Raw genomic sequence first — 24859 nt, 5'->3', positions numbered from 1 at the left:
AGCCTGTGGACAACTTCGGTGGATAACTCGGGGTGGCGACGGCTTCACCCTGGGATAATGAACCAATTGTTCGATTTCATCCGCTGCGATTCCGGCCAACCCGCATTAGCTTTGCTGTGACGGGCGCCACATGCCGACGTCGCTTGTGCACAGGGAAGGATCCGGTCCATGGCCGCATTCGCGGAGGGCACGCCGTGCTGGGTGGATGTGTCGCTCCCCGATCTGGAGGCGGGCAAGCGCTTCTACGGGGAGCTGTTCGGCTGGACCTTCGGCCGGGCCGCCGGGGCGGAGCGCGGGCACTACACGGAGGCGTTCAGCGACGGGAAGCGGGTCGCGGGGCTGGTCGCCAAGCGGGACGGCAGGATGCCCACCGTCTGGGGCGTCTACTTCGCCACCGCCGACGCCGTCGCGCTCAGCCGGCGGATCAGGGAGGCGGGCGGCCAGCTCGTCCGGGAGCCGGTGGCGGTGGGGCGGTCCGGTGTCATGGCCCAGGCGGCGGATCCGGCCGGCGCGGTCTTCGGGCTCTGGCAGGCGGGTGACGAGGCGGGGTTCGAGAAGAAGGGCCTGCCGGGATCCTTCTGCTGGACGGAGGTCTACACGAGGGACAAGGCGCGGGTGGACCCCTTCTACGAGAGCGTCTTCGGCTTCCGGGGCGTGGATGTCCCTGGTGCGGATGTCCCTGCGGACGTGCCCGGTGCGGACGTGTCCGGCGGCGGGGACTCCGGCGTCGATTTCCGCATGTGGTTCCCGGCGGACGCGGCACCGGGGGCGGCGGGCGCGGCACCGGGCGCGGCGGGCGCCGTGGGCGGGCGCAGCGTGATCACGGACGCCTTCCCCGCGGAGCTGCCCGGCCACTTCCTGAGCTATTTCTCCGTGGCCGACTGCGACAGGACCTCGGGCACGGCGGTCCGGCTCGGCGGCCGGATCACCGCGCCGCCCTTCGACATCGCGTCCGGGCGGATGGCGGTCCTGGTGGACAACCAGGGCGCGTCCTTCGCCGTACTGGAGGAGCGGACGGCGGAAGAGACGGCAGAAACGGAAGCGGCGGAAGCGCCGAACGCGCCGAACGCGCCGGAGGCGCCCCTGACGGAATCCGCTCCGGAATCCGTATCAGAGTCCGAGTCCGGATCGGAGCCCGAGTCCGGCAGAAAACGGCGGCTGGGCTGGAAACGGACTTAGGGTCTGTAGGCCCTAGGGTTTGTCCGTCGCGGAGCCTGGGCCGTGACGGGGACTGCGACCGGCGATGCGGGGGACAATCCCCGGTAGGCGGGCGTCGCGGCGGTGGAGATGTGGGTGGTTGTCCGGATCGGGATGAGACACCCCGATCCGCCCCCGGGTTCGCAACCGCCGCCTCCGGCAGGAAGAATCAGGGCGCACGGGGGCCGTACCTTTGTGGCCCGTACGGGGAGGTGGCAGGCAAGTGGAGCAGCTGACGCAGCACGACCCGAGGCGTATCGGCCCTTTCGAGGTGCTGGGGCGGCTCGGGGCCGGCGGCATGGGGCTGGTCTATCTCGCTCGATCGGCGTCCGGTCGCCGTGTGGCGATCAAGACCGTTCGTACCGAACTCGCCGAGGACCAGCTCTTCCGGGTCCGCTTCACGCGCGAGGTGGAGGCGGCCCGCGCCGTCAGCGGCTTCTACACGGCCGCCGTGGTGGACGCCGATCCACGGGCCGCCGTGCCCTGGCTGGCCACGGCGTACGTACCCGCGCCCTCGCTGGAAGAAATAGTGAATGAGTGCGGTCCGATGCCGGCCCAGGCGGTGCGCTGGCTGGCCGCCGGGATCGCGGAGGCCCTCCAGTCGATCCACGGCGCCAGTCTCGTCCACCGCGACCTGAAGCCGTCGAACGTGCTGGTGGTCGAGGACGGCCCCCGGGTCATCGACTTCGGGATCGCCTCCGGTGTCTCCAACACCCGGCTGACCATGACGAACGTGGCGGTCGGCACGCCCGCGTACATGTCGCCCGAGCAGGCCAGGGACTCCCGCAGCGTGACCGGGGCCAGCGACATCTTCTCCCTCGGCTCCACCCTCGTCTTCGCCGCCACCGGACACGCCCCCTTCCACGGGGCGAACCCGGTCGAGACGGTCTTCATGCTGCTGCGCGAGGGCCCGGATCTGGAGGGGCTGCCGGACGAGCTGAGGCCGCTCATCGAGTCCTGTATGCAGATGGACGCCGGGCTGCGGCCCTCGCCCGCCGACCTCCAGGCGCAGCTCGCCCCGCATCTCTTCGCCTCGGGCAGTGACGACAGCGGTACGGCCTCGGCCTGGCTGCCGGATTCCGCCACCGCGATGATCGAGCACCGCCGCAACGGCGGCCGGGTCACCGCGGTAGCGCGGCCCGCGGCCCCTCCCGTACCGCCGCAGCCCCAGCACCGGCCGCCGCGGCCCGCGCAGGCGCCCGACTGGGACGCCGCGTGGCGCCCCGACGGCGCCGGCCGGGCGAGCCAGGGCGGCGGACCCGGTGGTGCGCACGCCGCCGCCCAGGCCGCCGCCCAGGGCGCCGTGCCCGGCGGGCAGCACGCGCGTCCCGTGGGGCCGGGCGCCGCCCTGTCCGCCGCCGCGGCGTCCGCCAGCCCCGTCCGGCTGCCGGGCGCGCCGGTCCCGATCGGCCCCGGGCCGCGCGTCGCGGAGACGCACGCCGTCGCGGACGCGGGCCCCGCCACCGGCTGGATCCGCCCGCCCGCCGGGCTGACCGGCGCGGAGCCCCCGCACGCTGCGCCGCATCCGCACGTACCGCCGCTGCCCGTGCCCACCCAGCCGCCCGACGTGCCGGGGGAGGCCCAGCGCTGGCGGCCCTGGCGGTTCCGGATGTCCAACGACGTCTGGGGGACCCCGGTCGTCGACGGGGAGCTGCTCTACGTCACGTCCTTCGAGGTCCACGCGCTGGACGTGGCCAGCGGGCGCCGCCAGTTCAAGACCCGGGACGTGGCCTGGGCGATGGCGGTGGCAGGCGGCCGGATCCACGCCTCGGACGGTCCGACGCTCTACGCGCTCGACGGCACCAGCGGCGCGGAGCACTGGCGCCTCCAGACCACCTCCTGGGTGTACTCCCTCAAGGTCGACCGCGGCACGGTCGTCACCGGCACCCGCGGCGGCGGTGTCCAGGCGTGGGAGGCGTCCAGCGGCGAGCGGCTGTGGGAGATCGCGGGCGCCCAGACGGACTTCGAGACCCCGGAGTCGGGCCCCACCATCGTCGACGGCACGGTCTTCGTCTGGAAGGACGCGCGGCTCCAGGCGCTGGACGCGCGCTCGGGCACGGAGCTGTGGTCGTACCCCATCGGTGACGCGGCCTCCTGCGGCGGCGTACCCGTACGGGTGAGCCCCGCCTCCGACGGCCATCTCTACGTCGCGGCGGGCACCCGCGTGCTCTCCATCGACCTCGCCACCGGCCATGTCCGCTGGCACTTCGAGGCGCCCGCCGTCTTCCTCTCCCCGCCCGCCTTCGCGCCGGGCCCGGCCGTCACGGGCGGCGGCGTCTACCTCGCCGACTACCTGGGCACGGTGTACGCGCTCGACGCGACCACCGGCAAGGACCGCTGGCGCATCGCGACCGAGTCCCGGCAGTCGATCGAGCCGGTCCTGGTCGCCGACGGCAACGTCCATGTGGGCAGCGGCAGCGCGCTGTACACCCTGGACGCGGTCACGGGCACGCCCAAGTGGCGCTTCGCGGCGGGCGGCGAGGTGATCGGCGCCCCGGTCGTCGCCGACGGGCGGCTGCACTTCGGCTCGGCCGACCATGTGCTGTACACGCTGGACGCGAGCGGCGGCCAGCTCCGCTGGAAGCTGGCGACGGGCGGCGAGATCACGGGGTCGCCGGTGGCGCGGCGGGGCGTCGTGTACGCGTGCAGCAAGGACCGGTGCGTGTACGCGCTGGACGCGGTCAAGGGGACGGCGACGGGACGCGGTTCGCGGTAGCCCGTCGGACAGGGCCTGGCCCGCGCCGCGCCGGCGTCACGGTCGTCAGTAGTCCCGGCGGGGATTGTGGGGCCGGTTGTTGCCGCGCGGGTCGTTGCCGGGCTCTTCGTACCACTGGCCGGTGACGGGCAGGGACTGCGTGTCGCCGTCGTGCGGCTGCTGTTGCTGCGACTGGGGCTCGGGCCAGGGGTCCGGCTCGTAGCCCTGCTGCCCGTACTCCTGCTGCCCGTACTCCTGCTGCCCGTACGCCTGCTGTCCGTACGCCTGTTGCCCGTAGCCCTGCTGTCCGTACCCCTGTTGCCCCTGCTGCCCGTAGTCCCGCGGGTCGTACGGCTGGGGCTCGTAAGGCCCCGGTTCGTACTGCTGGGGCTCGTAGTGCTGGGGTGCGGGCGCCCGCTCCCAGTCGTCGCGTCCGGCGCGCCGGCGGCCGGACATCAGGAGCGCGGCCAGCAGCAGCGCCGCCCCGCCGCCCGCGGTGTACGCGACGCCGATGCCCAGGCCGGAACCGTCCCCGCTGATGGTGAGGGAGCCGGCCGCCTGTCCCTGACGCACCATCCACAGCACGGTGAAGCCGAGGACGATCAGTCCGGCCAGCGCGACCAGCAGACGGGAGCGCGCCACCACCCCGACCAGGGTGACCAGGGCGGCGAAGGCGAAGGGCAGCAGGAGCGAGGTGACGAGCCCGGACCCGTTCGGAGTGACGCCGTTGAAGAGATCGGCGACACGGTAGTCGCGTCCGGCCCGCCCGGCGTACCAGGCGCGGAACGGCCCGTAGACGGCGGCCGCGGCCCCCGCGAGAGCGAGGATCGAACCGAAGATGTTGCGGACCATCGCCCGGCCTCCTTGGCTGTGCGGAATCCTGCTCCAGGTGCCGACGCTACGCCGGGTGCCTGGTGTGCGCCATGCGGCGCCTGCGGCTGTCGGTACGCGCTGCTACCCTGTCGCGCGCACTTGGCAGGTTCATGCGAGCCCCGCCCCATGGGGTCCCTGGGGGCCGCCGAGCGGTGCTGACTAGTTGTACGTTTCCAACGGGGGGAGTGACTCGGCCTTGATACGTCGACGTCTGAAGTTCGCGGCCGTACTGGTCGTGGTGGTGCTGGCTCTGACGGGGTTCTCCTCGTCGAAGGCCGGCAAGCGGGGCAGCGGAAGCAAGGGGAAGTCGGGCAGCAGCAGTAGCAGCAGCGGCGGCGGCTGCTCGAACTCGAAGAAGAGCAACGGGTCGTCGGGGTACAACGCGGGCTCGCAGCAGCACGCGTACGACAACGACAACGACAACGACGGCTCGTCCGGCGGCACGTACGACGACCCGACGCCGACGCCCGCCGTCACGGGGACCGCGGACGGCGTCGAGGCGCGGATCGTCACCTGCGTCCGCCAGGCGAAGGGCAAGCGCAAGGCGGTCACGTACGCGACCGTACGGGTGGAGACCGCGACGGGGGCGGCCGACCGCTACGACATCGACGTCACGTTCACGGACGCCACCGGCCGGGTCGTCGACTCCGGCGAGACGGAGATCGACCTGGAGGGCGGCGAGACGACGACGGTCAAGGTGGCGATGGACAGCCCGCGCCAGCTGTCACGCGTGCGGAAGTGCGCGGTGAGTACGGCACTCGACACCTGACCGGCCGGCGACGGTGACAGCGGAGAGGGCCGAGCTACGCGCTCGGCCCTCTCCGCTGCCGTACCGCCGGTCGGACGGCTGGGGCGTCAGGTGACGTGGACGTCCTGGGTTTCGACGCTGACATGCGAGTCCTGGGGGTGATCGGTGACGTGGTTGTCACCGGCGAGAGCCGGCGACGCCGCGGTCGCGCCCGCGGCGACGATCAGGGCGGCGGTGACCAGGATTCTCTTGGCGAGCGTTATCTCAAGTGTCATGTCGAAATTCTTTCCGGTAGGCACTGCCGCAACCGTCGACGGCGCATCGGTAAGTGGTATCAGGCGTTCCGGCCCCTGACATGCCAGGGCCGCGGCGGCTCCCCCTCCGCGCCGCCGCGGCCGATACCCCCGTCGAAGAGGCTTGATCAGGCAGGCTCGCTGGTGACGTGCGTGTCACCCTGCGGCTTGACTTCCCCACTCGTGACGTGCGTGTCCAGCGGCTTGGGCGTGGTGTCCGGCTCGTCGGTGACGTGCGTGTCGCCCTGCGGCTTGACGATCTGCTCGGTCTTCTTCTCGCTCATGGCCTGAACTCCCTCGTATAGAGCGATGCGGTGGGGCATGAGGCCCGTCCGGCCGTTCCCCCGAATGACCGGACGGGCGTCTCAAGGCCGCTCACCCTAGGGGTTCGGCCTCACATCGATCCGTCTGCCCCCCGACGCAACGGATTCGACGGGGACGACAATGCCGTGGACCGCTAAACGAATGATGAACGTGCAGCCCAGGCAGGTTATGCGACGGCGGAGGAGGTGATGAGGCTGTGAACTTCCGTCGCCTCCGGTGACCCCAGTTCCTCGAAAATGGCCAGCGCCTCCTGCCAGCAGACCTGGGCGCGTCCCGTCTGCCCTATGCCGTTCAGGGCCCGCCCGAGCGCCGTCAGCACCTGTCCGCGCCGCCACTCCCCGCCGATGCCGCGCAGCACGATCAGCGCCATCTCCGCGTTGGACGCGGCCGGCGCGGGCCGCCTGCCCGCCAGATCGACCTCCGCGAGGCGGAAGAGCGTCATCCCCTCCCAGAGCCGCTGCCTGCTGTCCCGGAAGGTCTCCAGGGCCTCCGAGAACTGCTGGGCCGCGTCGGAGAGATGGCCGATCTTGGTGAGCGCCATGGCGAGCGCGTAGCGGGCGTTCGCGGCGCGCAGGGCGTCGCTGCTCATCTGCTCGTAGATCCGGATGCCCTCCTTGGCGAGGGAGACCGCGCTGGACGTACGCCCCATCGCGAGATGCGCGCGGGAGAGGTTGCAGAGCGCCGACGCCTCGCCCGGCAGGTTCCCGTCGGCCCGGAAGTCGTCGATCGCGCGCTTCAGATGGACCTCGGCGTCCGCGTTCCGGTTCTGGTAGATCGCGATGGCGCCGCGCATGTTGCTCACCCAGCAGACGGTCAGCGTGTCGCCCGCGGGCTCCGCCAGCGCCATCGCCTGCCGGGTCCGCTCGTCGGCCTCCTCGAACCGGCCCGTGGACAGGTGGAGGTTGCTCAGGGCGATGAGCGCCCGGCCCTCGGCCCGGTCGTCGCCGAGGGTGTGCGCGGCGTCCCGTACGGCGGTCGCCGTCGCCTCGTACTCCTTGGCGTTGGCGCCCGACTCGCCGAGGTCCAGCGAGGCCCAGAGCAGGTCCACGGCCCGGCGCAGGCTCTCCGCGTCGGGACCGCAGGCGGACTGGCGCACGCACGCCAGCAGGCAGTTGGCCTCCGCGTACAGCCAGTCCCGCGCGTCGTGCCGGTCCGTGAACGACAGCCCCTCGTACGACGTCGGCTCCAGGTGGGCGACCAGCCGGTCGCCGGGCCGCTCCAGCGCGTACACCCGCGCCGAGGTCGTCAGGTAGAAGTCCAGCAGCCGGGAGAGCGCGGAGCGCCGCTCCGAGGGGCGCTGCTCGTCGCGCTCGGCGCAGGCACGCGCGTAGAGCCGTACGAGGTCGTGGTAGCGGTACCGCCCCGGCGCGGCCGACTCCAGCAGCGACGTGTCGACCAGCGACTCCAGCAGGTCCTCCGCCTTCCGCGGCGTCAGGTCGAGCAGCGCGGCGGCGGCCGCCAGGGAGATGTCGGGGCCGTCGGCGAGGCCGAGCAGCCGGAAGGCGCGCGCCTGCGCCTGGTCCAGCGCGCCGTAGCCCAGTTCGAAGGTGGCCGCGACGGCCAGGTCGCCCGCCTGCAACTCGTCCAGCCTGCGCCGCTCGTCCGCGAGCTTCGCGGCGAGGACCGACACCGTCCAGGTGCGGCGGGAGGCGAGGCGGGACGCCGCGATCCGGATGGCGAGGGGGAGGAAGCCGCAGGCGGCGACCACGTCGAGGGCCGCCTCGCGCTCCGGGGCGACCCGTTCGAGACCGACGATGCGGGTGAAGAGCTGAAGCGCCTCCTCCGGCGACATCACATCGAGGTCGACGAGGTGCGCGCCCACCAGGTCGACCAGCCGGACCCGGCTGGTGATCAGCGCCGCGCACCCGGTCGTACCGGGCAGCAGCGGCCGGATCTGCGCCGCGTCCCGGGCGTTGTCCAGCAGCACGAGGACGCGCCGGCCGTCGAGCACGGAGCGGTAGAGCGCGGAGCGCTCGGCGAGCGAGTCGGGGATCTCGGTGTCCGCGGTGCCGAGCGCGCGCAGGAACGAACCCAGTACGGCCTCCGGCTCCGCCACCCGCGTCCCGGCGCCCTGGAGGTCCACGTACAGCTGGCCGTCGGGGAAGTGCGTGCGGGCCGCGTGCGCGACATGGACGGCGAGCGTCGTCTTGCCGACGCCGCCGATGCCCGCGAGCGCGGAGACCGCCATGACGGAGCCCTCGGCGGTGGCCAGCCGGTTGCCCAGCTCCCGCACGAAGGCCTCCCGGCCGGTGAAGTCCGGTACGGTCGCCGGGAGTTGCGCGGGACGCGGCAGGGCGTGCACCGGCTCGGGCTCCTCCGGCGGGCGCGCCAGGTCCTCGTCCGCCTGGAGGATGCGGCGCTGCAGCTCCGACAGTTCGGGCCGGGGGTCCACCCCCAGCTCGTCGGCGAGGAGCCGGCGCGTGTCCGCGTACACGGCGAGCGCCTCCGCCTGCCGGCCGCTCCGGTACAGCGCCACCATCAGCAGCTCACGGAGGCGTTCCCGCAGCGGGTGGGCGGCGGTCAGGGCGGTCAGTTCGGAGACGGCCTCCGTGTGGGCGCCGACCTCCAGATCCAGGTCGAGGAGTGCCTCGGTGAGCTGGAGGCGCCACTCCTCCAGGCGGGTGCGCTGCGTCTCGGCGTACGGTCCGGGCACGGAGGCCAGCGCCTCGCCGTCCCACAGGTTCAGCGACTTGCTGATCAGGGAGCGCGCCTGGCCGCGGTTGCCGGCGGCGCGCGCCTTGTCCGCGTCGGCGGCCAGCTCCTGCGCCACGTTGAGGTCGAGGGCGTCGTGGCCGGTCCGCAGGGCGTAGCCGCCGGACTCGCTGACCAGCACGCCGGGGGAGAGGACCTTGCGCAGGCGGGAGGCGTACGTACGGACGGCGGCGAGCGCCTGCGAGGGCGGTTCGTCGCCCCAGAGCCCGTCGATGAGTTCGGCGGCGGTCGCGGTGCGGCCCTCGCGCAGGAGGAGCGAGGCGAGCAGGGCGCGCTGCTGCGGCGAGCCGGGGGGCAGCGCCTCGCCGCCGCGCCAGGCGCGTACCGGGCCGAGCACGCTGAAGCGGAGGAGCGCGGACTCGTTGGGTTCACCGGCCACGGTGCTGTCGGCCTTTCCGCCCATCGCCTTGTCGAACGTGCCGAGTTTATCGGGCCTCATCGACGTGCCGTTGCGGTTGCCGTTGCCGTTGCTGTTGCCGGTCCCGTTGCCGGACCTGTTGCCGGACCTGTTGACGGTCTCGTTGACGTGGCCGGCCCGGTTGATGTGCTCGCCGATCGGCGCCGCGGTGGTCTCGGTGGTCGCGGTGGCCGTCGTCGTCGCGGTGGCTGCGGTCGTCGCGCGACTCCGTTCGGAATCAGCGCCGTTGACGTGTCCCGCGCCGTGCACGGTATCGGCGCCGCTGCCGTTGGTGCCCCTGCTGTCATTGGTCGCGCCGGTCCTGTCCCTGTCACTCGGCGCGGCCGGAGTCCGTTGCTCCGGAACGCGCGGCCCGCCGTCGAGGCCCATAGCTCCCCCTGCCCGCCACTCGCCGGTATCGCCCCGGACAGTCTGCCTTGCCGGAGGCTGTCCGTCAGCAGTGAGCAAGGCTCTGCACAAGCCCTCGACAGGATCAGGACCGCAAGTGGCCGAAGGGCTACGGGGTGAGCGAGGGGGCGGAGTGGCCCGCCGCCTCCCCCTTGGTCTCTCTTTCACTTCCCCCTCCCCCCGCCCGTACGAAACTGTCGTGTGAGAATCACGGACCGGGTGAGGGACGCCCGACGAGCGACGCGCGGTGCACGACGCCGAGGGAACAGGGAGTGGAGTCATTGGAACCGCTGGACGCCCAGGATCCGCGCCGGGTGGGGGAGTTCCGGATACTGGGCCGCCTCGGTGAGGGCGGTATGGGACGCGTCTACCTGGCACGAAGCCCTGGTGGCCGGGCCGTGGCGGTCAAGTTCATCCACGCCGACATGGCCGCGACGCCCGGGTTCCGGGACCGGTTCCGGCGTGAGGTGGACGTGGTCCAGCGGGTCGCCGGCGTGGCGGGGGCCGCCGGTGCGCACGGCGCGGGCACCGTCCCGGTGGTGGCCGCGGGCGTGGACGAACGCCACCCCTGGTACGCCTCCGACTACGTGCCGGGGCCGTCGGTGCAGGAGGCCGTGGACCGGTTCGGACCGCTGCCCGAGGAGACATTGTGGAGGTTCGCCGCCGATCTCGCGAAGACCCTTCGGCACATCCATGCCGAGAGCCTGATCCACCGTGACCTCAAGCCGTCCAACGTGCTCCTGTCCAGCGCCGGGCCGCGCCTCATCGACTTCGGGATCGTGCACGCCGCGCTGGAGAGCGCGCTCACCATCTCCGGCGCCCGGATCGGCACGCCCGCGTTCATGTCGCCCGAACAGGCGTACGGGGAACGCGTCACCCCGGCCACCGACATCTACAGCTACGGTCTGACGCTGGCCTTCGCGGCGACCGGGCAGGTCTCGCGCCGGGCCAGCCAGGAGGTCGATCTCGGCGACGTGGACGCGCAGTTGAGGCTGCTGATCCTGAACTGCCTCGACCCGGAGCCCGAGCGCAGGCCGAGCGCGGCGGAGGTCCACAGCCGGGCCGCGGCCATGGACCGGACGACCGACACCTGGCTGCCCGCCCCGATCGCCTCGGCGATCGCCAGCACCTCGGAGCGGCTGCTCAACCTGGAGTCGCGGGATGAGGGAGCCGACGGGGGACACGGGCATCCCGGGACCGTACGGGACGAGTTCCACCACGCGCGCACCCCGGGCCCGCAGTCGCCGCCCCCGCCGGCGTACGGCCCGCCGCCGCACGGCGCGCCGTACTCACCACCGCCCAACGCGCCGCACAACGCGCCGCACACGGTGGGCGCCTACGGACAGCCGCTGTACGGCTCGCCGACGCCGCCCATGTACGGACCCGGGTACGGCTACCCCCAGGGGCACGCCCCGGCGCAGGTCCACCCCCAGGCGCAGGCGCACGCCCAGGCGCACGGCCGGACGCCGCCGCCCCCGCAGCCCGCGACCGGCGCCCTCGGCTGGGCGTACGGCGGGCTGATCGGGCGCCCGGCACTCGGGCTGCTCTGGCTGGCGCCCCTCAGCCTCGGCTCGTTCCTGCTCCTCTTCGCCCGGTTCACCTTCCTGGGCGGGCTCACGGCCATGATCCTGCCGGGGCTGCTCGTGCTGGCCGGCTGGCTCACCGTCACCAAGGGCCGCACGGAGCACCGCGTGTGGCACCGCTGGAACCACCGCTACTGGCTGCTCCTGGCGTACGTCGTGGTCCAGGGGTGCTGGGACCTCGTCCGCTACGACACGCAGGACATCCTGCTGAAGCGCGGGAGTGTGTCGGCCTATCAGGAACTGATGGGCCCGATGGCCGGCCTGCTCGGCGCGCTGCTCAGCCTCGGCGTCCTCGCCCTGATCTACGTGGTGCCCGCGGTCATCTCCCGCCGCCGGCGACTGCGCGCCGAGGGGCTCTGAGCCACCGGACGGGCCCGGCCCCGTGGCCGGACCCGCTCTCCCGGGCCCGCTCTCCCCACACTCCTGTCACTCCCCGAGGAACACCGGGTTCGTGAACGCCGCCAGCGCCCCCGGCAGCCCGGTCACCTTCGGGGCGTGCCGCACCTCCGCACGTACGTAGGCGGCGTACGCGGCGGTCGTACGCCACTCCACCGTGCCCGAGCCCGACTCGGGGAGCGCGGAGCTGTACAGCGGCCCCTGGTCGGTGACGAAGTACGCGGTGCACCCCGGGGCGCCGGTCACCTCCAGGCGTACGGTCACCGGGGCGTCCGGGGCGACGTCCAGCCGCTCGCCGATCCCCGCGTGGCGCCCCCGGCCGCCCGCCGCGCCGAAGACCAGCGAGACCGCCGCGGACTCGGCGACGTAACTGCGGCCCGCCCGGATCCCGGCGAGAATGGCCTCGCGGGTGAGGTCGTCGGCGAGGACGACGGTCTGCGGGGTGCCGATCGGGTCGGGGTCGCGGTGCGCGTCGCTGTTGCCCATCGCGGGGGTCCACTTCCGCTCCGTACCACCCGAACGGACGGATGCCACCAGGAGGTTGTCCCACTCGGCGAGGGAGATCTCGTCGTCCGGCGTGTACGCGCCGTTCCAGACCTCCACCGCGTCGGCGTCCGCGAAGCCGAACTTCCAGTTGCAGCCGATGCAGGTGCCGTGCGGGTGCGCGGGCACGACGAGGCCGCCCGCGCGGCCGATCTCGCGGGCGAAGCGGCCGAAGCGGTTCTCGCGGGCACGGTAGCGCCAGTCGATGAAGGTGCCCGGGTCCGTACCGAGCGCGAGGACGTGGCCGTTACGGGTGGTGACCTCCTCACCGGTGAGGATCAGCAGGTCGTCACCCCACAGGCCCTCCCAGGCGCGGTGCCCGGAGTACGTGTTGTGCTCGCTGGTGTTGATGAAGTCGAGCCCCGCCGCGCGGGCGAGCGCGGCGATCTCGGCGGGGGTGCGCCGGCCGTCGGAGTGCACGGAGTGGAGGTGGCAGTCACCGCGGTACCAGGCCCGGCCGCGCCCCTTGGCCCGACGCGGCGGGTGCACGGGGGGCGGGGTGGTGCCGGGGGCGCCGAAGGTGAGCGTGATGGTGACCTCGTACGGCAGCCCCTCCGGCGCGACGGTGTACGGGCCGAGCGCGATGTGCCAGACGCCCGCGCGGACCGGGCCGGGGATGTAGCCCGGGGTGGCCGTGTCGGCGCGCACGAAGAACTCGGTGCGGGCGCCGCCGGACCAGCCGCGGAAGCCCTTGCCGCCCAGCTCCGTGCCGCGCTCGTCGAAGAGGCCGATGTCGAGGGCGTTGCCCTGGGTGCCGGCCGGGACGGCGGGTCGCTCGTACGAGTAGGCGACATGGATCTCGTTGACGCCACGCGGTACTTCGACGGGGAGGTACACGAAGTCGGGGGAACCGGGCGGCAGGGTGCCGCGGACGGTCCTGGCCTGTCTGCCGTCGGCGGCCGGGCTCGCGGAGGAGGGATCGGGGGAGTCGGCGGAAGCGGCGTTCGCGAAGCTCACGGTACTCAACGTAAGCGCGGTGGCGGCTCCCGTCACCAGGAGTCCGCGTCGTCCGATGGGCTGGCTCGTACTCATACCGGCTGCTCCAGAGGCGAGAGGGGGCGGAGGGGCTGAGGGGCTGACGGAAACGGTGAGACGTTCCGTCACTCTCGTAGCCCGGGGTGAACCGGGGCACAAGGCCCGGCGGGTGGCGGATTGCGGGCAGACACCGGGCGGATGGCCCGCCGGGGACGTACCTGGCGGAGCGGCCGGGGCCGTCGCGAGATCGCGAACCCGGACCGGAGTACTCGGCAGGGGGCTGCTGATCGTGGAGCAGGTCGCGGACCGGTGGGGCGTGGAGCCTCGTACGGTAGGCAAGACCGTGTGGTGCGAACTGTGGACGCGGTGAACGACCGCGTCCTGTGGGGCGTTGTCGCCCTGACCGGCAGCCTCGTCGTGCTGGTGCCGGGCATCCTGTACGCGTGGGCGGGCCGCCCCGAACGGGACCTGCCCGCACCGCACGTACCGGTGGACGCGGAACAGGCGTACACGTACACCTGTTACCGCTCCCGCAGCCCGGTCCTCGTTACCATCCCCGCGCCCTGGACCCGCCACCGCCGCGGCTACGGCCGGCGTCCCGGGTGCCGGTGACGCCGGGCGCGTGTGCCAGGAGTCCCACAGCGCGGGAACCTCGGTACGGTCCTGGGCGTGTGCTGACCCGGGGAGCCCGGCCACCGAGTCGGACACGAACCTGCCTCAGCACTTCTGACGAGGACAGGACTACGGGCTCGTTCGGGCGTGCCCCTCCACCAGGGCGGCGAAACCGTCGAGATGGCGGGCAAGGCTGTACTCGAACAATCCGTCCACGTCCGACACCGCTTCCCCGGTAACCGCGGCCAGCAGCGGAAATCGTCCGGAGCGGAGGAGCTCGTCGGCCCGGGCCCGCTGTGTCAGCCACCACCGGTCGAGCGTCACACCGGTCTCCTGCTCGGCTTCGACCTCGTCCGCCATGGACAGCGCGACGGTGAGGACCAGCGCGTGCAGCGTGAGCGCCTCTCGGATCCGTGTCGTCATGGGCAGTCCAAGTCCGTCGAGCGCGCGCAGGGTCCACTCGGTGTGCGCCATCATGTTGGGCACGAGCAACGGGCGGGTGAACGAGACGGCCCTGGGCAGCCAGAGGTGTCGCCGGCACAGCTGCCATTGCCGGCGGGAGATCAGTTCGAGCTTGGCCCGCCACCCTTCCGGCCCCGGGACGGGCAGCTCCGGTTCGCCGAAGACCTCGTCGGTCATCTGCGTCACCAGTTCGTCCTTGGTCGCCACATGCCGGTACAGCGACATCGGACCGACGCCCAGCTCGGCCGCGAGTCGCCGCATGGATACGGCGTCGAATCCCTCGTTGTCGGCGATCGCGATGGCGGCGCGAAGAACGTGCTGCCGGTTCAGTGACCGCTTGGGGGCGCTGACCCGCCGTGGTCCCTGTGGTGCGGTGAGGCCGACCGGCCGCTTCTGACCCGTGCGGGTGCTGACCACCGTGCCGGCACCGACCTTCGTCTCGACCAGCCCGTCGTCGCGGAGAGTGGCCATGACTCTGGTCGCGGTCGCGACCGCGACACCCCATCGCTGGGCGATCTGCCGGATGGAAGGCACTCGATCGCCGGGCCGCAGGTCGCCGGTCAGGATCCGGGCACGGATCTCCGCGACGATCTGCCGGTACGGCGGTTCCGGTCGCTGTGCTGACGTCGGCACAGGAATCCCCGATCTCTTGGTGAGGTCGCCGTCTACCAAAGAATGTACTAGTGCACTAGCTCCAGTACCAGTTCACTTTAGCGTGCTGGGCCCCAGAACTTCTGCCAATAACGCTGCTACTTCAAGGACAACATCTTTACGGTGTACGCATGGCTGTTGATACAACGTACGCATCCGTGCGGCGGGCGGAAGTCGCAGACCAGCAGGCGGTGCTGGACGTCCTGACCGAGGCGTTCATGAACGATCCCCTCGCCTGCTGGCTCTTCCCTGACGCACGCCGACGAGGTCGTCTCCAGGCGCACTTCTACCGCCCCTTGCTCACCCATCCGGCCGCCGAGGCATACCTGGCCGGCCGTCGCGAGGGCGCCTCGGTATGGCTGAGCCTGGCGGCAGGCCGGACGCCCTATGAGGAGCACCCGGACGCGCCGGAGGCGGGCGAGGAGACGGTCTACGGCGAGAACGGCGCGCGGTTGCTCGCCCTGGGCCAGGCGCTGGCCCCACGGCACCCCGCCCGCGAACCGCACCTCTACCTCCCGTGCATGGGGGTGCTCAGCGGGCGGCAGGGCGCTGGACTCGGCTCTGCGATGTTGCGGCACCGACTGGAGCGAGCCGACGCCGACGGGGTGGCCGTGTATCTGGAGGCGAGTTCGCCTCGCAGCCGCGCCCTCTACCAGCGGCACGGATTCGGGGATCTCGGCGAGCCGGTTCGCGTGGCGGACAGCCCGCCCCTGTGGCCGATGTGGCGCCCACCGCACCGTTGACCGCGCACTCGACGCCGCCTTTCCAACGAACAGAGGAGAGAACGTCCATGACAACGAACCGCGACGCCGATCGGCGACCGCCGACCCTGGTGTTCGTCCACGGCACCAACTCCTCGTCGGCCTGGGCTTCGGGCCTGACCGGCGAACTCACCCTGCGCGGGCACCGGTGTGTTGCCGTCGACCTTCCGGGACACGGCCGGGAGGCGTTCTACCCCCGTTCGTACCAGGCCCCGCAGAACCTCGAAGCGCTGGCGACCGAGCCGTCGCCACTCGCCGAGATCACCATCGACGACTACGTCGAGCACGTCGTGAAGGTGGTGCGCCGCGCCCGCCGCCACGGGCCCGTGATCCTGGTCGGCATGAGCCAGGGCGGCGTCACCCTGAGCCGGGTCGGCAACGCCATCCCCGACCTGCTCGATCGGGTCGTTTACGTCGCCGCCTACTGCTGCGTGGACCTGCCGAACCTGGCCGCCTATCTCGAAACCCCGGAGAACAGCGAGAGCCTGGTCGGCCAGGTGACCGCCGCCATGGTCGCCGACCCGGCGGCCCTCGGGGTGAGCCGGCTCAACTGGCGCTCGGCCGACCCCGCGGTGTTCCACGGCGTCAAGAACGCCCTTGCCGCGGACTTCACCGACGAAGGCGTGAGCCGGCTGCTCGCCACGCTCGAACCGGACGAGACCGCCGGCATTCCCACGGCTGAAGCCCGGGGCGAAGCACACACCTGGGGCCGGATTCCCCGGACTTATGTGCGCTTCACCCTCGACCGGCTGATTCCACCGGAGCTGCAGGACCGATTCATCAAAGAGGCCGACCGACTCACTCCGGACAACCCGACTGACGTGCGAAGCGTCGCCGCACCCCATGTCGGCCCGTTCGACCGGCCCGAACTGGTGGAGATCTTCTCAGAGCTCGCCGGCCGCTGACCCGGCGCGGCACGCCCCTGGGGAAGAGTTGTGATCGGTCTGTGGGGTTCGCCTTCGGGACGGGGCGATGATCTGGATCAAAGACCTCACCCGGACCACCCCTTGATCACGACTCGATACGCGCCCTGGCAGCGTGGCTGCCCGGACCTCTTCGAGCGCCCGGTGGACCGGGGAGGGTCAGCCGGACGCGGTCAGGGTGCGCAGTTGGGCGAACGACTGACGAATGGCCTCGTGCAGGTCGAGGCCGTCGGTGGCGTCGACCCATCGCTGGAAGGCGACCCGGTACACCGCGGAGCCGGCCTCGGTGGCCAGGTCGGCCTCGGTGTCGCCGATGCCCCGCCGGCGAAGCCCGTCGGCGAGCGTGGCCGACATGCCCGCGAGCTTGATCAGTTCACGTTCCCGGAGATCGGCGTTGGCCATGATCACCGTGTGCCGCTTCCGCGCGAGCTCACGGTCACCTCCGATCACGTCGGCCGCGGCGAACAGCGCGGCCGCGACGGCCTCCAGCGTCGACGCCGTGGCGGGCGCGGCCTCCAGCGCGGCCAGCGCCTTCTCCTCCAGTTCGGACGACCGGTCGAAGAGGACCTCGCGTTTGTCGGCGAAGTGGCGGAAGAAGGTGCGGGCGGTCACGCCGGCCCGGTCGGCGATGTCCGCCACCATGGTCTGCTCGAAGCCACGTTCGATATACAGCGCCAGTGCGGCCTCGCGCAGTCGGTCATTGGCTCCAGGCTCCCATCGTCCCATGTCGCGAGTTTAGTGCTGTCGTTTAGGCCCGGGCATGGGCCCACGGGCCCTGTCGCTGGGCCCGGGCCGGACATAGCCTTCGTCGTGCTCCGGGGGACTCGCAAGCGGGGGGAGCGAACAGAGCGACGGCTCAAGCAAACTGACGGGCTGTCAGTTCTGACGCGACCGTGTGTGTGAGTGCAAGTCAATTCACTTACATAAAAGTTGGGTGAGTCACTTGTCCGGGCTCGGTCTCCAGTCGCACACCGGAATCCACGCGCGGTTCACCCGCGATCAGGGGAAGCGTGATCTTCCGCCGCCTCTCCGCGCCGCGCGCGTTCTGCTGCACGTGCTCTTCGGGCTCACGGCCGTGGGCGGGCTGGGGCTGGTCGGCGAGGCGGCGTCCACGGGGCTGATGACCCCGACGCTCTTCTTCCTCGCCCTGTACGCGGCGGCTCCGGGGGTGTTGGCCTGGGTGCTCACCTGGCGTCTCCGCGAGGGAGCCAACCGCGTCTGGGGCGGCCTGGTCGCCGTACAGGTGTGGCTGGTCTGCGGCGGCCTGTTCAACATCGCGAGTGGCTCGGTACGGGGCCTCACCCAACTGGTACTGCCACTGGCGATCCTGGCGTTCCTGACCCGGCCGGGGAGCCGTACCTGGCTGGGGGTGCCGCTTCCCGCGAAGAGCCTCCGGGAGCTGTTCTCCCGGTTCTCGATCACGCGTGTGCTCTTCCGGCGGGGTGACCGGGCCCAGACGGCCGTGGAGTACCTGGGGATGATCGTGGTCGTCTCGGTGATCATCCTGGCGATGGTCACCGGGGGTATCTCCAGCCGCTTGACCGGCGGACTCCAGGAGGCGGTCTGCGACCTCGTCGGCGAGTCGTGCGATGCGTCGGGCGGTACGACGGGCGGCACCAGCGGCGGTACGTCGGGCGGTACGACGGGTGGTACGACGGGCGGAACCACCGGGGGCGCCAGTGGCGGCGCCACGGGTGGCTCGACCGGCGGCGAGGACAACGGCGGGAAGAGCACCGGCGGTACGGCCAATGGTGGCGGTGACACCGGGGGCGCCTCGGGCTCCGGCGGCGCGGACGGCGGCGCGAGCGGTGGCGCGAATGGCGGTGACTCCGGGGGCGATTCCGGGGGTGACTCCGGGGGTGCCAGCTCCGGCGGGACAGGTTCGGGAGGCAGCGGCTCCGGCGGCTCGGGGTCGGGCGGCTCCACGGGGGGCGCGGTCGGAGGCACGAACAGTGGCGGCCCCTCGTCCGGCGGCTCGACGGGTGGCGACAGCGGCGGGAACAACGGCGGCAGTACCGGTGGTGACGACGACAGTGGGGGCGCCGTCGGCGGTGCGGTCGGCGGTACGTCCGGGGGGAGCAGCGGAGGGAACAACGGCGGGAACAGCGGAGGGACGGACGGCGGCTCCGACAGCGGCGGCGCGAGCGGCGGGGCGACCGGTGGTTCGGACTCCGGCGGTGCCACCGGCGGCTCCGATTCGGGCGGCGCGAGCGGCGGCGCGAGCGGTGGGGACAGCGGCGGCGCGACTGGCGGTTCGAGCTCGGGCGGCGCGAGTGGTGGCACGAGCGGTGGTTCCAGCTCGGGCGGTGCCAGTGGTGGCACGAGCGGTGGTTCCAGCTCGGGCGGTGCCAGTGGTGGTGCGAGCGGTGGGGACAGCGGCGGTGCGACTGGCGGTTCCAGTTCCGGCGGGGCCAGTGGTGGTGCGAGCGGTGGAGCCAGTGGCGGCGCGAGCGGCGGTTCCAGTTCCGGCGGAGCCAGTGGCGGGGCCAGCGGCGGTTCCAGTTCCGGTGGTGCGAGCGGTGGCGCGACTGGCGGTTCCAGCTCCGGGGGAGCCAGCGGTGGAGCCAGTGGCGGTGCGAGCGGCGGTTCCAGTTCCGGGGGAGCCAGCGGTGGCGCGACTGGCGGCTCCAGTTCCGGTGGGGCCAGTGGTGGAGCGAGTGGCGGGGCCAGTGGTGGGGCCAGTGGTGGGGCCAGTGGTGGAGCGAGTGGCGGGGCCAGCGGTGGCGCCAGCGGCGGAACGAGCAGCGGTGGATCCTCGTCCGGTGGTTCCTCGTCGGAGCCCTCCGAGCCTCCGGACGAGCCGGACGACGATCCTGACGACGAGCCCGAGGAGAAGCCCAAGAACGACTGCGACAACGCCCCCAGCGCTGCCGGCTTCCCCACCGTGTACGTCGGATCCACCGGTCATCTCATCCTGGCGACCGGTGCCAAGCCCGGCCTCGACACGCAGGCCACCAAGTCGATGCTGGAGCAGGCGGCTGCCGCCGCCAAGCAGATGGGCAGTTCCGCGGTCCCCGGTTACGACACGTACCAAGAGGCCGAAGATGCCGCCAAGGCGGCCTTCGGCAATGAGTGCAACAAAGACACCACGGACACCGACAAGGAGCAGGACAAGACCAGCGATCAGCTCGACGAGGCCGGGAGCGACAAGGACAACCGTCCGATGCAGGACCCCCTGCACGCCCTGGACGACATCCCCGACTACAAGCCGGGAGCGGCCGGGCGCAAGGAGTGGTCGCAGGCGGTCGAGGACATCGCCAAGAAGAATCCTCTGACCGAGAACTTCACCGCCCAGGACGCGCTCGTCATCGCCGACTACACCGGCAGTTGGGCCGCCGACCTCAACGGCTACCTGCGGACCGGGACCGCGCGCGGATCGTTCAAGAACCCTGATGCCAAGGTGCAGTTGATGGACGAGGCGCTGAGCCACCTTCCGCCGGTGCCCGATCTCACCGTCTACCGGGGCACGTTCATGCCGGACAGCATCATCCAGCAGCTGACCGGCGGTGGCGAGGTCAACTTCCCCGAGTACCTGAGTACGTCGACGGACCTCGCCAAGGCGGAGTCCGCCCTGGGGCGGGCCAGCGGAGGGGGTGTCGGGGGCGAGAACGTGCTGCTCGAAATCGAGACGAGCAACGGGCGCAACATCGACCCGCTGTCCCGCTACCGGGGCAAGGAGTCGGAGGTCCTCATCCCGCGCGACGGGAAGTTCACGATGACGAGCCAGGAGACGCGCATCATCAACGGCAAGGAAGTCAAGGTCATCAAGGTGACCCAGACGGGCTGACGGCGGACCCCGCGCGGGCGGGCCGGACGGGCCGGTCGGCCCGTCCGCGTCCGCGCGGGGCGGGTGGCGTCCGTCGTTCAGGCGGGGGAGCCGGCCGGGCCGTCGTTCTCGCCCAGCTCCGCGAAGTGGTCGAACTCGCCGGCCATGACGCCCTTCACGAACGCGTCCCACTTCACCTGCGTCGTGGTGACGATGTTGTCGGGGTCGCTGGTCTCCCGGAGATGAATGAGATCCCCGGCCCCGGCGGCCACCTCGATCCACGGCCCGGGGCCGTCGTCGCCCTCGGCGGTGGCGCGGACCCATTCGAGACCGGCGGGTACGTCAGCCATGGTGATCGGACTCCTTGAGTGAGCGGAGGAAGCCGGCCCAGGTGGCCGGGTCGGTCGTCAGTATGGAATGAGAAGGGTCGCTGCTCTCGGTGAGCTGTATCGCGCGGCCGGACGTCACGGCGACGCTCAGACAAGCCTCGCCTTGAGCGCAGTACGACGACTTCTGCCAGGCGGACTCCGCCACGGTTTCCCCTTTCACAGGCTCTTGGCGATCTCGTGGATGAAGTCCCGGGACGCCGGTTCCGCCAGCGCCACGGAGTCCAGCCGCTCGAAGAGCAGCCGGTACTGGTTCAGCTGTGCCTCCGCGTCGATGAACGCCACGCCATGGGCCTGGTCGAGTTGCACGGTGTCCAGCGGAGGCACGGGCCCGTATCCGTAGTACGCGGTCTGTCCTGAGCCGGGGAATGATCCGCGTGCGAAGGGGATGACTCGGATCGTGACATGCGGCAGCTCGCCCAGTGCGAGGAGCTGGTGCAGCTGTGCCCGTGTCACGTCGGGGCCGCCGAACCGCATGCGCAGGGCGGCCTCGTGGATGATCGCCCGGTACGGCGCGGGGGCGTCCCGGTACAGGACGGCCTGGCGCTTGATCCGGTGCGAGATGCGGTGCTCCATGTCCGGTGGAGTGAACGACGGTACGGCCTGACGGTAGATCTCGCGTGCGTGTTCTCTGGTCTGCAACAGGCCAGGGATGTGTGAGGTGTGCACCGTGCGGAATCCGGTGGCGTGGTGCTCGAACTCCGAGAGATCGAGGAGCCCGGCGGGCAGTATGCCCCGGTACTCCTCCCACCAGCCGCGTGTCCGGTCCTGCGCCATGTCGACCAGCGCCGAGATGAAGGGCTCGTCCGGACAGCCGTAGGCAAGGGCCATCGCGCGGACCCGTTCGCCGCCGACCCCGAACCGGGCCGTCTCGATATTGCTGATCTGCCCCGGCCGCGTACCGAGGAGCTCGGCGGCGGCTGTCGACGTCAGCCGGGCGTGCTCCCGGAGCCTCCGCAGCTCAACGCCCAGGCGTACCCGCCGAGCCGTGGGGTCGGGCTTGGATGCCATTGCTCAACTCGCCTTTCGGGACCTACGGACGCACAGGGACGGGGCATCACTCACACGGGTGAGATTCGGGAGTATTACTTGGAACGCTATCAAGTATTCCTTTTTCTCGGTCTAGCCTCCGGGGGAGGCCACCGCCTGGAAGCGCCCCGCTCGACGGAGCGACCTGGTCACCGGGCACCGCAGCATGCCACCCCCATATCTGGGCAAATCACCTCCGCGATCGGAGACTTCCGTGCAAACCGTATCCCCGCACTGGGCCTACACGCTCCAACTCCCGCACGATCCCCGGGCCCCCGGAATTGCCCGGGGCACCCTCCGCAACGTGGTCCGGGCGCACCGGATGCACGGACTCGCCCACACGGCGGAGCTGCTGGCGAGCGAGCTGGTCACCAATGCGTACCGGCACGCGCCGGGCCCGTACGCCCTGCGTATCCGTGCCCTGGATCCGCACCGGCTCCGGGTCGGGGTCTGGGACAGCAGTCCCGAGATTCCGCCGCCGTTCAACGGCGAACTCCTCGTGCCCGCCGCGGCCGCGCCCGCCGGCGAAGGCCTGCCCGAGTGCGGGCGCGGGTTATGGCTCGTACAGCTTTACGCCGACAACTGGGGGGCGTACCACCTCGGCGGTGAGCGGTCCGGGCACCGCGGAAAGCTGCTGTGGGTGGAGTGTGTACGGAAGAGCGACGAGTGGTGATGGTGACGTCCGAGGTCAAGGATCACGCGTGGCGGTACGGCGGAGACACCGCAGAACCGGAGTCTCAGGGATGGACGCCCCCAGCCATGTCTGTCGTGCCGTCGTCGCGTCCGCGCCCGGTGGGCCTGGGCGAGGTCGCCGGGACCCCGACTCCGTGCGGGAAGCACACGGGTGTCATCAGGCGTCTGCATGCGCGACTGGATCCCGCCGTGCCGGAGGGGCTCGCTGTCTACGAGGTCTCCTCCGTGGCCATGCCCGACGATCCTGACGACTACGCGACGCCGGACCTGATCGTCCTGCCCGAGGCGTGGGACGAGGCCCGGTTCTCCCGAAGCTACGGCGAAGTGACAAGTAGCTCTGCGTCTACAGCCAGCTCAAGTACTGCTCGGTCTCCGAGGTCGCCGCGATGATCGAGGGCGTGCTGCGGCACTGCACGGACGTGGAGATCGACCGGCAGTACACCGACACGCACGGCGCTTCCATCGTCGGATTCGCCTTCGCCCACATGCTCGGCTGCAACCTGCTGCCCCGGCTGAAGAACGTCGGTCCGGCGCGGCTGTACCGGCCGGCGGCCGGTCAGGACGAGAAGTGGCCGCACCTGGCGCCGGTGCTGTCGACCAAGACGATCGACCGGGAGCTGATCCGTTAGCAGTATGACCAGATCGTCAAATACACCACCGCCCTACGTCTGGGCACCGCCGAGGCCGAGCAGGTCCTACGCCGCTTCACCTGCAGCGGGCCCAAGCGCCCCACCTACCGCGCGATCGAGGAACTCGGGCGGGCAGTGCGTACGGCGTCCATCTGCGACCACCTCGCCGACGCCGACCGGCGGGCCCTGTCCCCACTGTTCTGGACCCACGTGATCCCTACGGCCGGTTCGAGCGGGACATGAACGAGACGGGAACCGCCCGGTCGGCGGCGGGCGGCTCGGCCAGGTCGGCAACCTGAAAGCCGGTACCTCCGAGGTCGCCCGGAGGGCTGGATCCGGTGGGGTGCATTGCCGCGCCATCCGGTTGTGCGGGGCGGACCGTGGAACGGATCAGCCGGATGCCGTCAACACCGCGCGCGCGGTGGTGAGGATCTCCTCGGAGAGCGGGGAGCCATTGGTGGCCCGGGCCAGGACGAGTGCACCGAGCATGGTGCACAGCCGGGTGATGCCGTCCTGGTTCTCAGTTGTGAGCCACTCGGCGAAGTCGCCCACGCCTTCGGTGTAGATCCGGCGGGCTTCCTGGCCTTCACCCTCGCGCGCCATGTCGGTGACGAGTGCGGCGACGGGACACCCGTCCGCCGGGCTGTCGCGGTGTCCAGGGGAGAGGTAGGCGTCGATCGTTGCCCGCTGGGCGGCGGCGCGCTGTCCGCCGTGCTGCTCGAATTCGTCCTCATGATGCCGGGTGAGTTCGTTGAAGGCGTGGGCGGTGGCTTCGTCGATGAGCGCCTCTTTGGAGGCGAACTGCTTGTAGAAGCCGCCGTGGGTCAGTCCGGCCGCCTTCATGATGTCGGCGACGCTGGCGTGAGTTCCCTGTTCCCGGAACAGGCGAGACGCGGTTTCCACGACCCGCCGGCGGTTCTCCTCTGCCTGCGCCTGTGATGCGCGGCCCATGGACCACCTCCCGATTGGATGTCGACTGGCATCTATCCTAGACCAGTGCTTAGATTGCGGATGTAATCTAATTTGGCCGTCGGTCGCCGACGGCTGTAACGCTGGGAGTGGGCATGGAACTGAAGGACGCGGTCGCGGTGGTCACCGGCGCCAACCGGGGGCTCGGACGGCATCTGGCTGCCCAGCTCGTCGAGCGTGGCGCGAAGGTGTACGCGGCGGCCCGGCGGCCCGAGACGGTCGACGTGCCGGGCGTCATCCCGCTGCGGCTGGACGTCACGGACGAGACGTCGGTGCAGGAGGCCGCCCGCGTGGCGTCCGACGCGACACTGCTGATCAATAACGCGGGCATCTCCACCGGCGCGGCGCTGATCGGAGGCGACCTGGCCGAGGTGCGCCTGGAGATGGAGACCAACTTCTTCGGCCCGCTCGCCGCGACCCGCGCCTTCGCCCCCGTGATCGAGGGCAACGGCGGCGGCGCCGTGCTCAACATCCTGTCCGCCCTGTCCTGGTTCCACCCGGCAGGACTCGGCTCCTACGCCGCGTCCAAGGCCGCCGCCTGGGCGCTGAGCGACGCGACCCGTGAGGAATTGGCACCGCGCGGGATCACCGTATCGGCGCTGCACGTCGGCTACATGGACACCGACATGGCCGCCGGCGTGCCCGCCGACCAGAAGGTCGCCGCCGCCGACGTCGCGGCCCAGGCCCTGCACGGCATCGAGACTGACCTGCCCGAGATCCTCGCGGACGAGGCCAGCCGGTACGTCAAGCAGAGCCTGTCCGCGGCACCCCAGTCGAACGCAGGCTGACGCCCCCCGGCGCGACCACCTCCACACCCCTCAGACAAGGACATCT

21 protein-coding genes and 1 pseudogene are annotated in these 24859 nt (G+C 71.5%); 11 read left to right on the top strand and 11 right to left on the bottom strand.

The genetic code is table 11. The features are described from left to right. The first annotated feature begins 168 nt into the window (after nt 1-168). On the top strand, nt 169-1179 hold the full coding sequence (locus ACFTZC_RS03475) for a VOC family protein (protein WP_382886417.1): 1011 nt from the start codon (nt 169-171) through the stop codon (nt 1177-1179). 241 nt (nt 1180-1420) lie between these two features. After that, nucleotides 1421-3913: a PQQ-binding-like beta-propeller repeat protein gene (locus ACFTZC_RS03470; protein WP_382886415.1), complete on the top strand. Its 2493-nt coding sequence runs from the start codon at nt 1421-1423 to the stop codon at nt 3911-3913. A gap of 45 nt (nt 3914-3958) precedes the next feature. On the opposite strand, the gene ACFTZC_RS03465 is transcribed toward ACFTZC_RS03470, so the two are convergent. Continuing rightward, the gene (locus ACFTZC_RS03465) at nt 3959-4744 is read right to left on the bottom strand and encodes a hypothetical protein (RefSeq protein ID WP_382886414.1); all 786 of its coding nucleotides are present in this window, start codon (nt 4742-4744) and stop codon (nt 3959-3961) included. A gap of 217 nt (nt 4745-4961) precedes the next feature. On the opposite strand from ACFTZC_RS03465, the gene ACFTZC_RS03460 reads away from it, so the two are divergent. Further along, nucleotides 4962-5534, top strand: a complete 573-nt coding sequence (locus tag ACFTZC_RS03460) for a hypothetical protein (RefSeq protein WP_382886412.1) — start codon at nt 4962-4964, stop codon at nt 5532-5534. A gap of 86 nt (nt 5535-5620) precedes the next feature. On the opposite strand, the gene ACFTZC_RS03455 is transcribed toward ACFTZC_RS03460, so the two are convergent. The 3 genes from ACFTZC_RS03455 to ACFTZC_RS03445 form a co-directional block, all read right to left on the bottom strand. Next, a complete protein-coding gene (locus tag ACFTZC_RS03455) occupies nt 5621-5788 on the bottom strand; it encodes a hypothetical protein (RefSeq protein ID WP_382886411.1) in 168 nt (55 codons plus the stop codon). 146 nt (nt 5789-5934) lie between these two features. Then, the gene (locus ACFTZC_RS03450) at nt 5935-6090 is read right to left on the bottom strand and encodes a hypothetical protein (RefSeq protein ID WP_382886409.1); all 156 of its coding nucleotides are present in this window, start codon (nt 6088-6090) and stop codon (nt 5935-5937) included. 206 nt (nt 6091-6296) lie between these two features. Further along, nucleotides 6297-9245, bottom strand: coding sequence for a BTAD domain-containing putative transcriptional regulator (locus tag ACFTZC_RS03445; protein ID WP_382886724.1), 2949 nt, complete (start codon nt 9243-9245; stop codon nt 6297-6299). Between the two features lie 674 nt (nt 9246-9919). On the opposite strand from ACFTZC_RS03445, the gene ACFTZC_RS03440 reads away from it, so the two are divergent. Next, complete coding sequence (locus tag ACFTZC_RS03440; protein ID WP_382886407.1) at nt 9920-11590, top strand: serine/threonine-protein kinase; 1671 nt, start codon at nt 9920-9922, stop codon at nt 11588-11590. 66 nt (nt 11591-11656) lie between these two features. Here ACFTZC_RS03440 and ACFTZC_RS03435 read toward each other — a convergent pair whose 3' ends face one another. Continuing rightward, on the bottom strand, nt 11657-13201 hold the full coding sequence (locus tag ACFTZC_RS03435; RefSeq protein WP_382886405.1) for a CehA/McbA family metallohydrolase: 1545 nt from the start codon (nt 13199-13201) through the stop codon (nt 11657-11659). A 288-nt stretch (nt 13202-13489) separates the two neighbouring features. Between ACFTZC_RS03435 and ACFTZC_RS03430 the strand changes: the two genes are divergently transcribed. Beyond that, nucleotides 13490-13756: a hypothetical protein gene (locus tag ACFTZC_RS03430; RefSeq protein ID WP_382886403.1), complete on the top strand. Its 267-nt coding sequence runs from the start codon at nt 13490-13492 to the stop codon at nt 13754-13756. Nucleotides 13757-13885: 129 nt separating this feature from the next. On the opposite strand, the gene ACFTZC_RS03425 is transcribed toward ACFTZC_RS03430, so the two are convergent. Next, nucleotides 13886-14851 (bottom strand): TetR/AcrR family transcriptional regulator C-terminal domain-containing protein, encoded by a 966-nt coding sequence (locus ACFTZC_RS03425; protein ID WP_382886400.1) that lies wholly within the window; start codon nt 14849-14851, stop codon nt 13886-13888. Nucleotides 14852-15000: 149 nt separating this feature from the next. Here ACFTZC_RS03425 and ACFTZC_RS03420 point away from each other — a divergent pair, with 149 nt between their 5' ends. Together ACFTZC_RS03420 and ACFTZC_RS03415 are read left to right on the top strand one after the other, a co-directional pair. Next, nucleotides 15001-15612 (top strand): GNAT family N-acetyltransferase, encoded by a 612-nt coding sequence (locus tag ACFTZC_RS03420; protein WP_382886398.1) that lies wholly within the window; start codon nt 15001-15003, stop codon nt 15610-15612. Between the two features lie 47 nt (nt 15613-15659). After that, nucleotides 15660-16535: an alpha/beta hydrolase gene (locus tag ACFTZC_RS03415; RefSeq protein ID WP_382886397.1), complete on the top strand. Its 876-nt coding sequence runs from the start codon at nt 15660-15662 to the stop codon at nt 16533-16535. Between the two features lie 177 nt (nt 16536-16712). On the opposite strand, the gene ACFTZC_RS03410 is transcribed toward ACFTZC_RS03415, so the two are convergent. Continuing rightward, complete coding sequence (locus ACFTZC_RS03410) at nt 16713-17279, bottom strand: TetR family transcriptional regulator (RefSeq protein ID WP_382886395.1); 567 nt, start codon at nt 17277-17279, stop codon at nt 16713-16715. Between the two features lie 208 nt (nt 17280-17487). Here ACFTZC_RS03410 and ACFTZC_RS03405 point away from each other — a divergent pair, with 208 nt between their 5' ends. After that, nucleotides 17488-20340, top strand: a complete 2853-nt coding sequence (locus tag ACFTZC_RS03405) for an ADP-ribosyltransferase (RefSeq protein WP_382886394.1) — start codon at nt 17488-17490, stop codon at nt 20338-20340. 77 nt (nt 20341-20417) lie between these two features. Here ACFTZC_RS03405 and ACFTZC_RS03400 read toward each other — a convergent pair whose 3' ends face one another. From ACFTZC_RS03400 to ACFTZC_RS03390, 3 genes are read right to left on the bottom strand one after another with little or no spacing between them, the layout of a single operon-like run. Then, entirely contained in the window at nt 20418-20669 is a 252-nt protein-coding gene (locus tag ACFTZC_RS03400; protein ID WP_382886392.1) for a DUF397 domain-containing protein, read from the bottom strand. Next, nucleotides 20662-20853, bottom strand: coding sequence for a DUF397 domain-containing protein (locus tag ACFTZC_RS03395; RefSeq protein WP_382886391.1), 192 nt, complete (start codon nt 20851-20853; stop codon nt 20662-20664). Before ACFTZC_RS03395 ends, ACFTZC_RS03400 begins: the two co-directional genes overlap by 8 nt. Nucleotides 20854-20864: 11 nt before the next feature. Beyond that, nucleotides 20865-21716, bottom strand: a complete 852-nt coding sequence (locus ACFTZC_RS03390) for a Scr1 family TA system antitoxin-like transcriptional regulator (RefSeq protein ID WP_382886389.1) — start codon at nt 21714-21716, stop codon at nt 20865-20867. A gap of 232 nt (nt 21717-21948) precedes the next feature. Here ACFTZC_RS03390 and ACFTZC_RS03385 point away from each other — a divergent pair, with 232 nt between their 5' ends. Continuing rightward, nucleotides 21949-22407, top strand: coding sequence for an ATP-binding protein (locus tag ACFTZC_RS03385; RefSeq protein WP_382886387.1), 459 nt, complete (start codon nt 21949-21951; stop codon nt 22405-22407). 370 nt (nt 22408-22777) lie between these two features. Next, a pseudogene (locus ACFTZC_RS03380) lies at nt 22778-23299 on the top strand (Tn3 family transposase); the annotation flags it as partial. A gap of 147 nt (nt 23300-23446) precedes the next feature. On the opposite strand, the gene ACFTZC_RS03375 reads toward ACFTZC_RS03380, so the two are convergent. Continuing rightward, complete coding sequence (locus tag ACFTZC_RS03375) at nt 23447-24007, bottom strand: TetR/AcrR family transcriptional regulator (RefSeq protein WP_382886385.1); 561 nt, start codon at nt 24005-24007, stop codon at nt 23447-23449. Between the two features lie 113 nt (nt 24008-24120). Between ACFTZC_RS03375 and ACFTZC_RS03370 the strand changes: the two genes are divergently transcribed. After that, nucleotides 24121-24813 carry an SDR family oxidoreductase gene (locus ACFTZC_RS03370; RefSeq protein ID WP_382886384.1) on the top strand — a complete coding sequence of 231 codons (693 nt, stop codon included), beginning with the start codon at nt 24121-24123 and terminating at the stop codon, nt 24811-24813. Nucleotides 24814-24859 lie beyond the last annotated feature (46 nt).

The organism is Streptomyces sp. NPDC056987, assembly GCF_042673865.1.
Classification (GTDB): domain Bacteria; phylum Actinomycetota; class Actinomycetes; order Streptomycetales; family Streptomycetaceae; genus Streptomyces.
The sequence above is the reverse complement of the archived record's forward strand: the minus strand, read 5'-3'. Positions and strand labels throughout refer to the sequence as shown.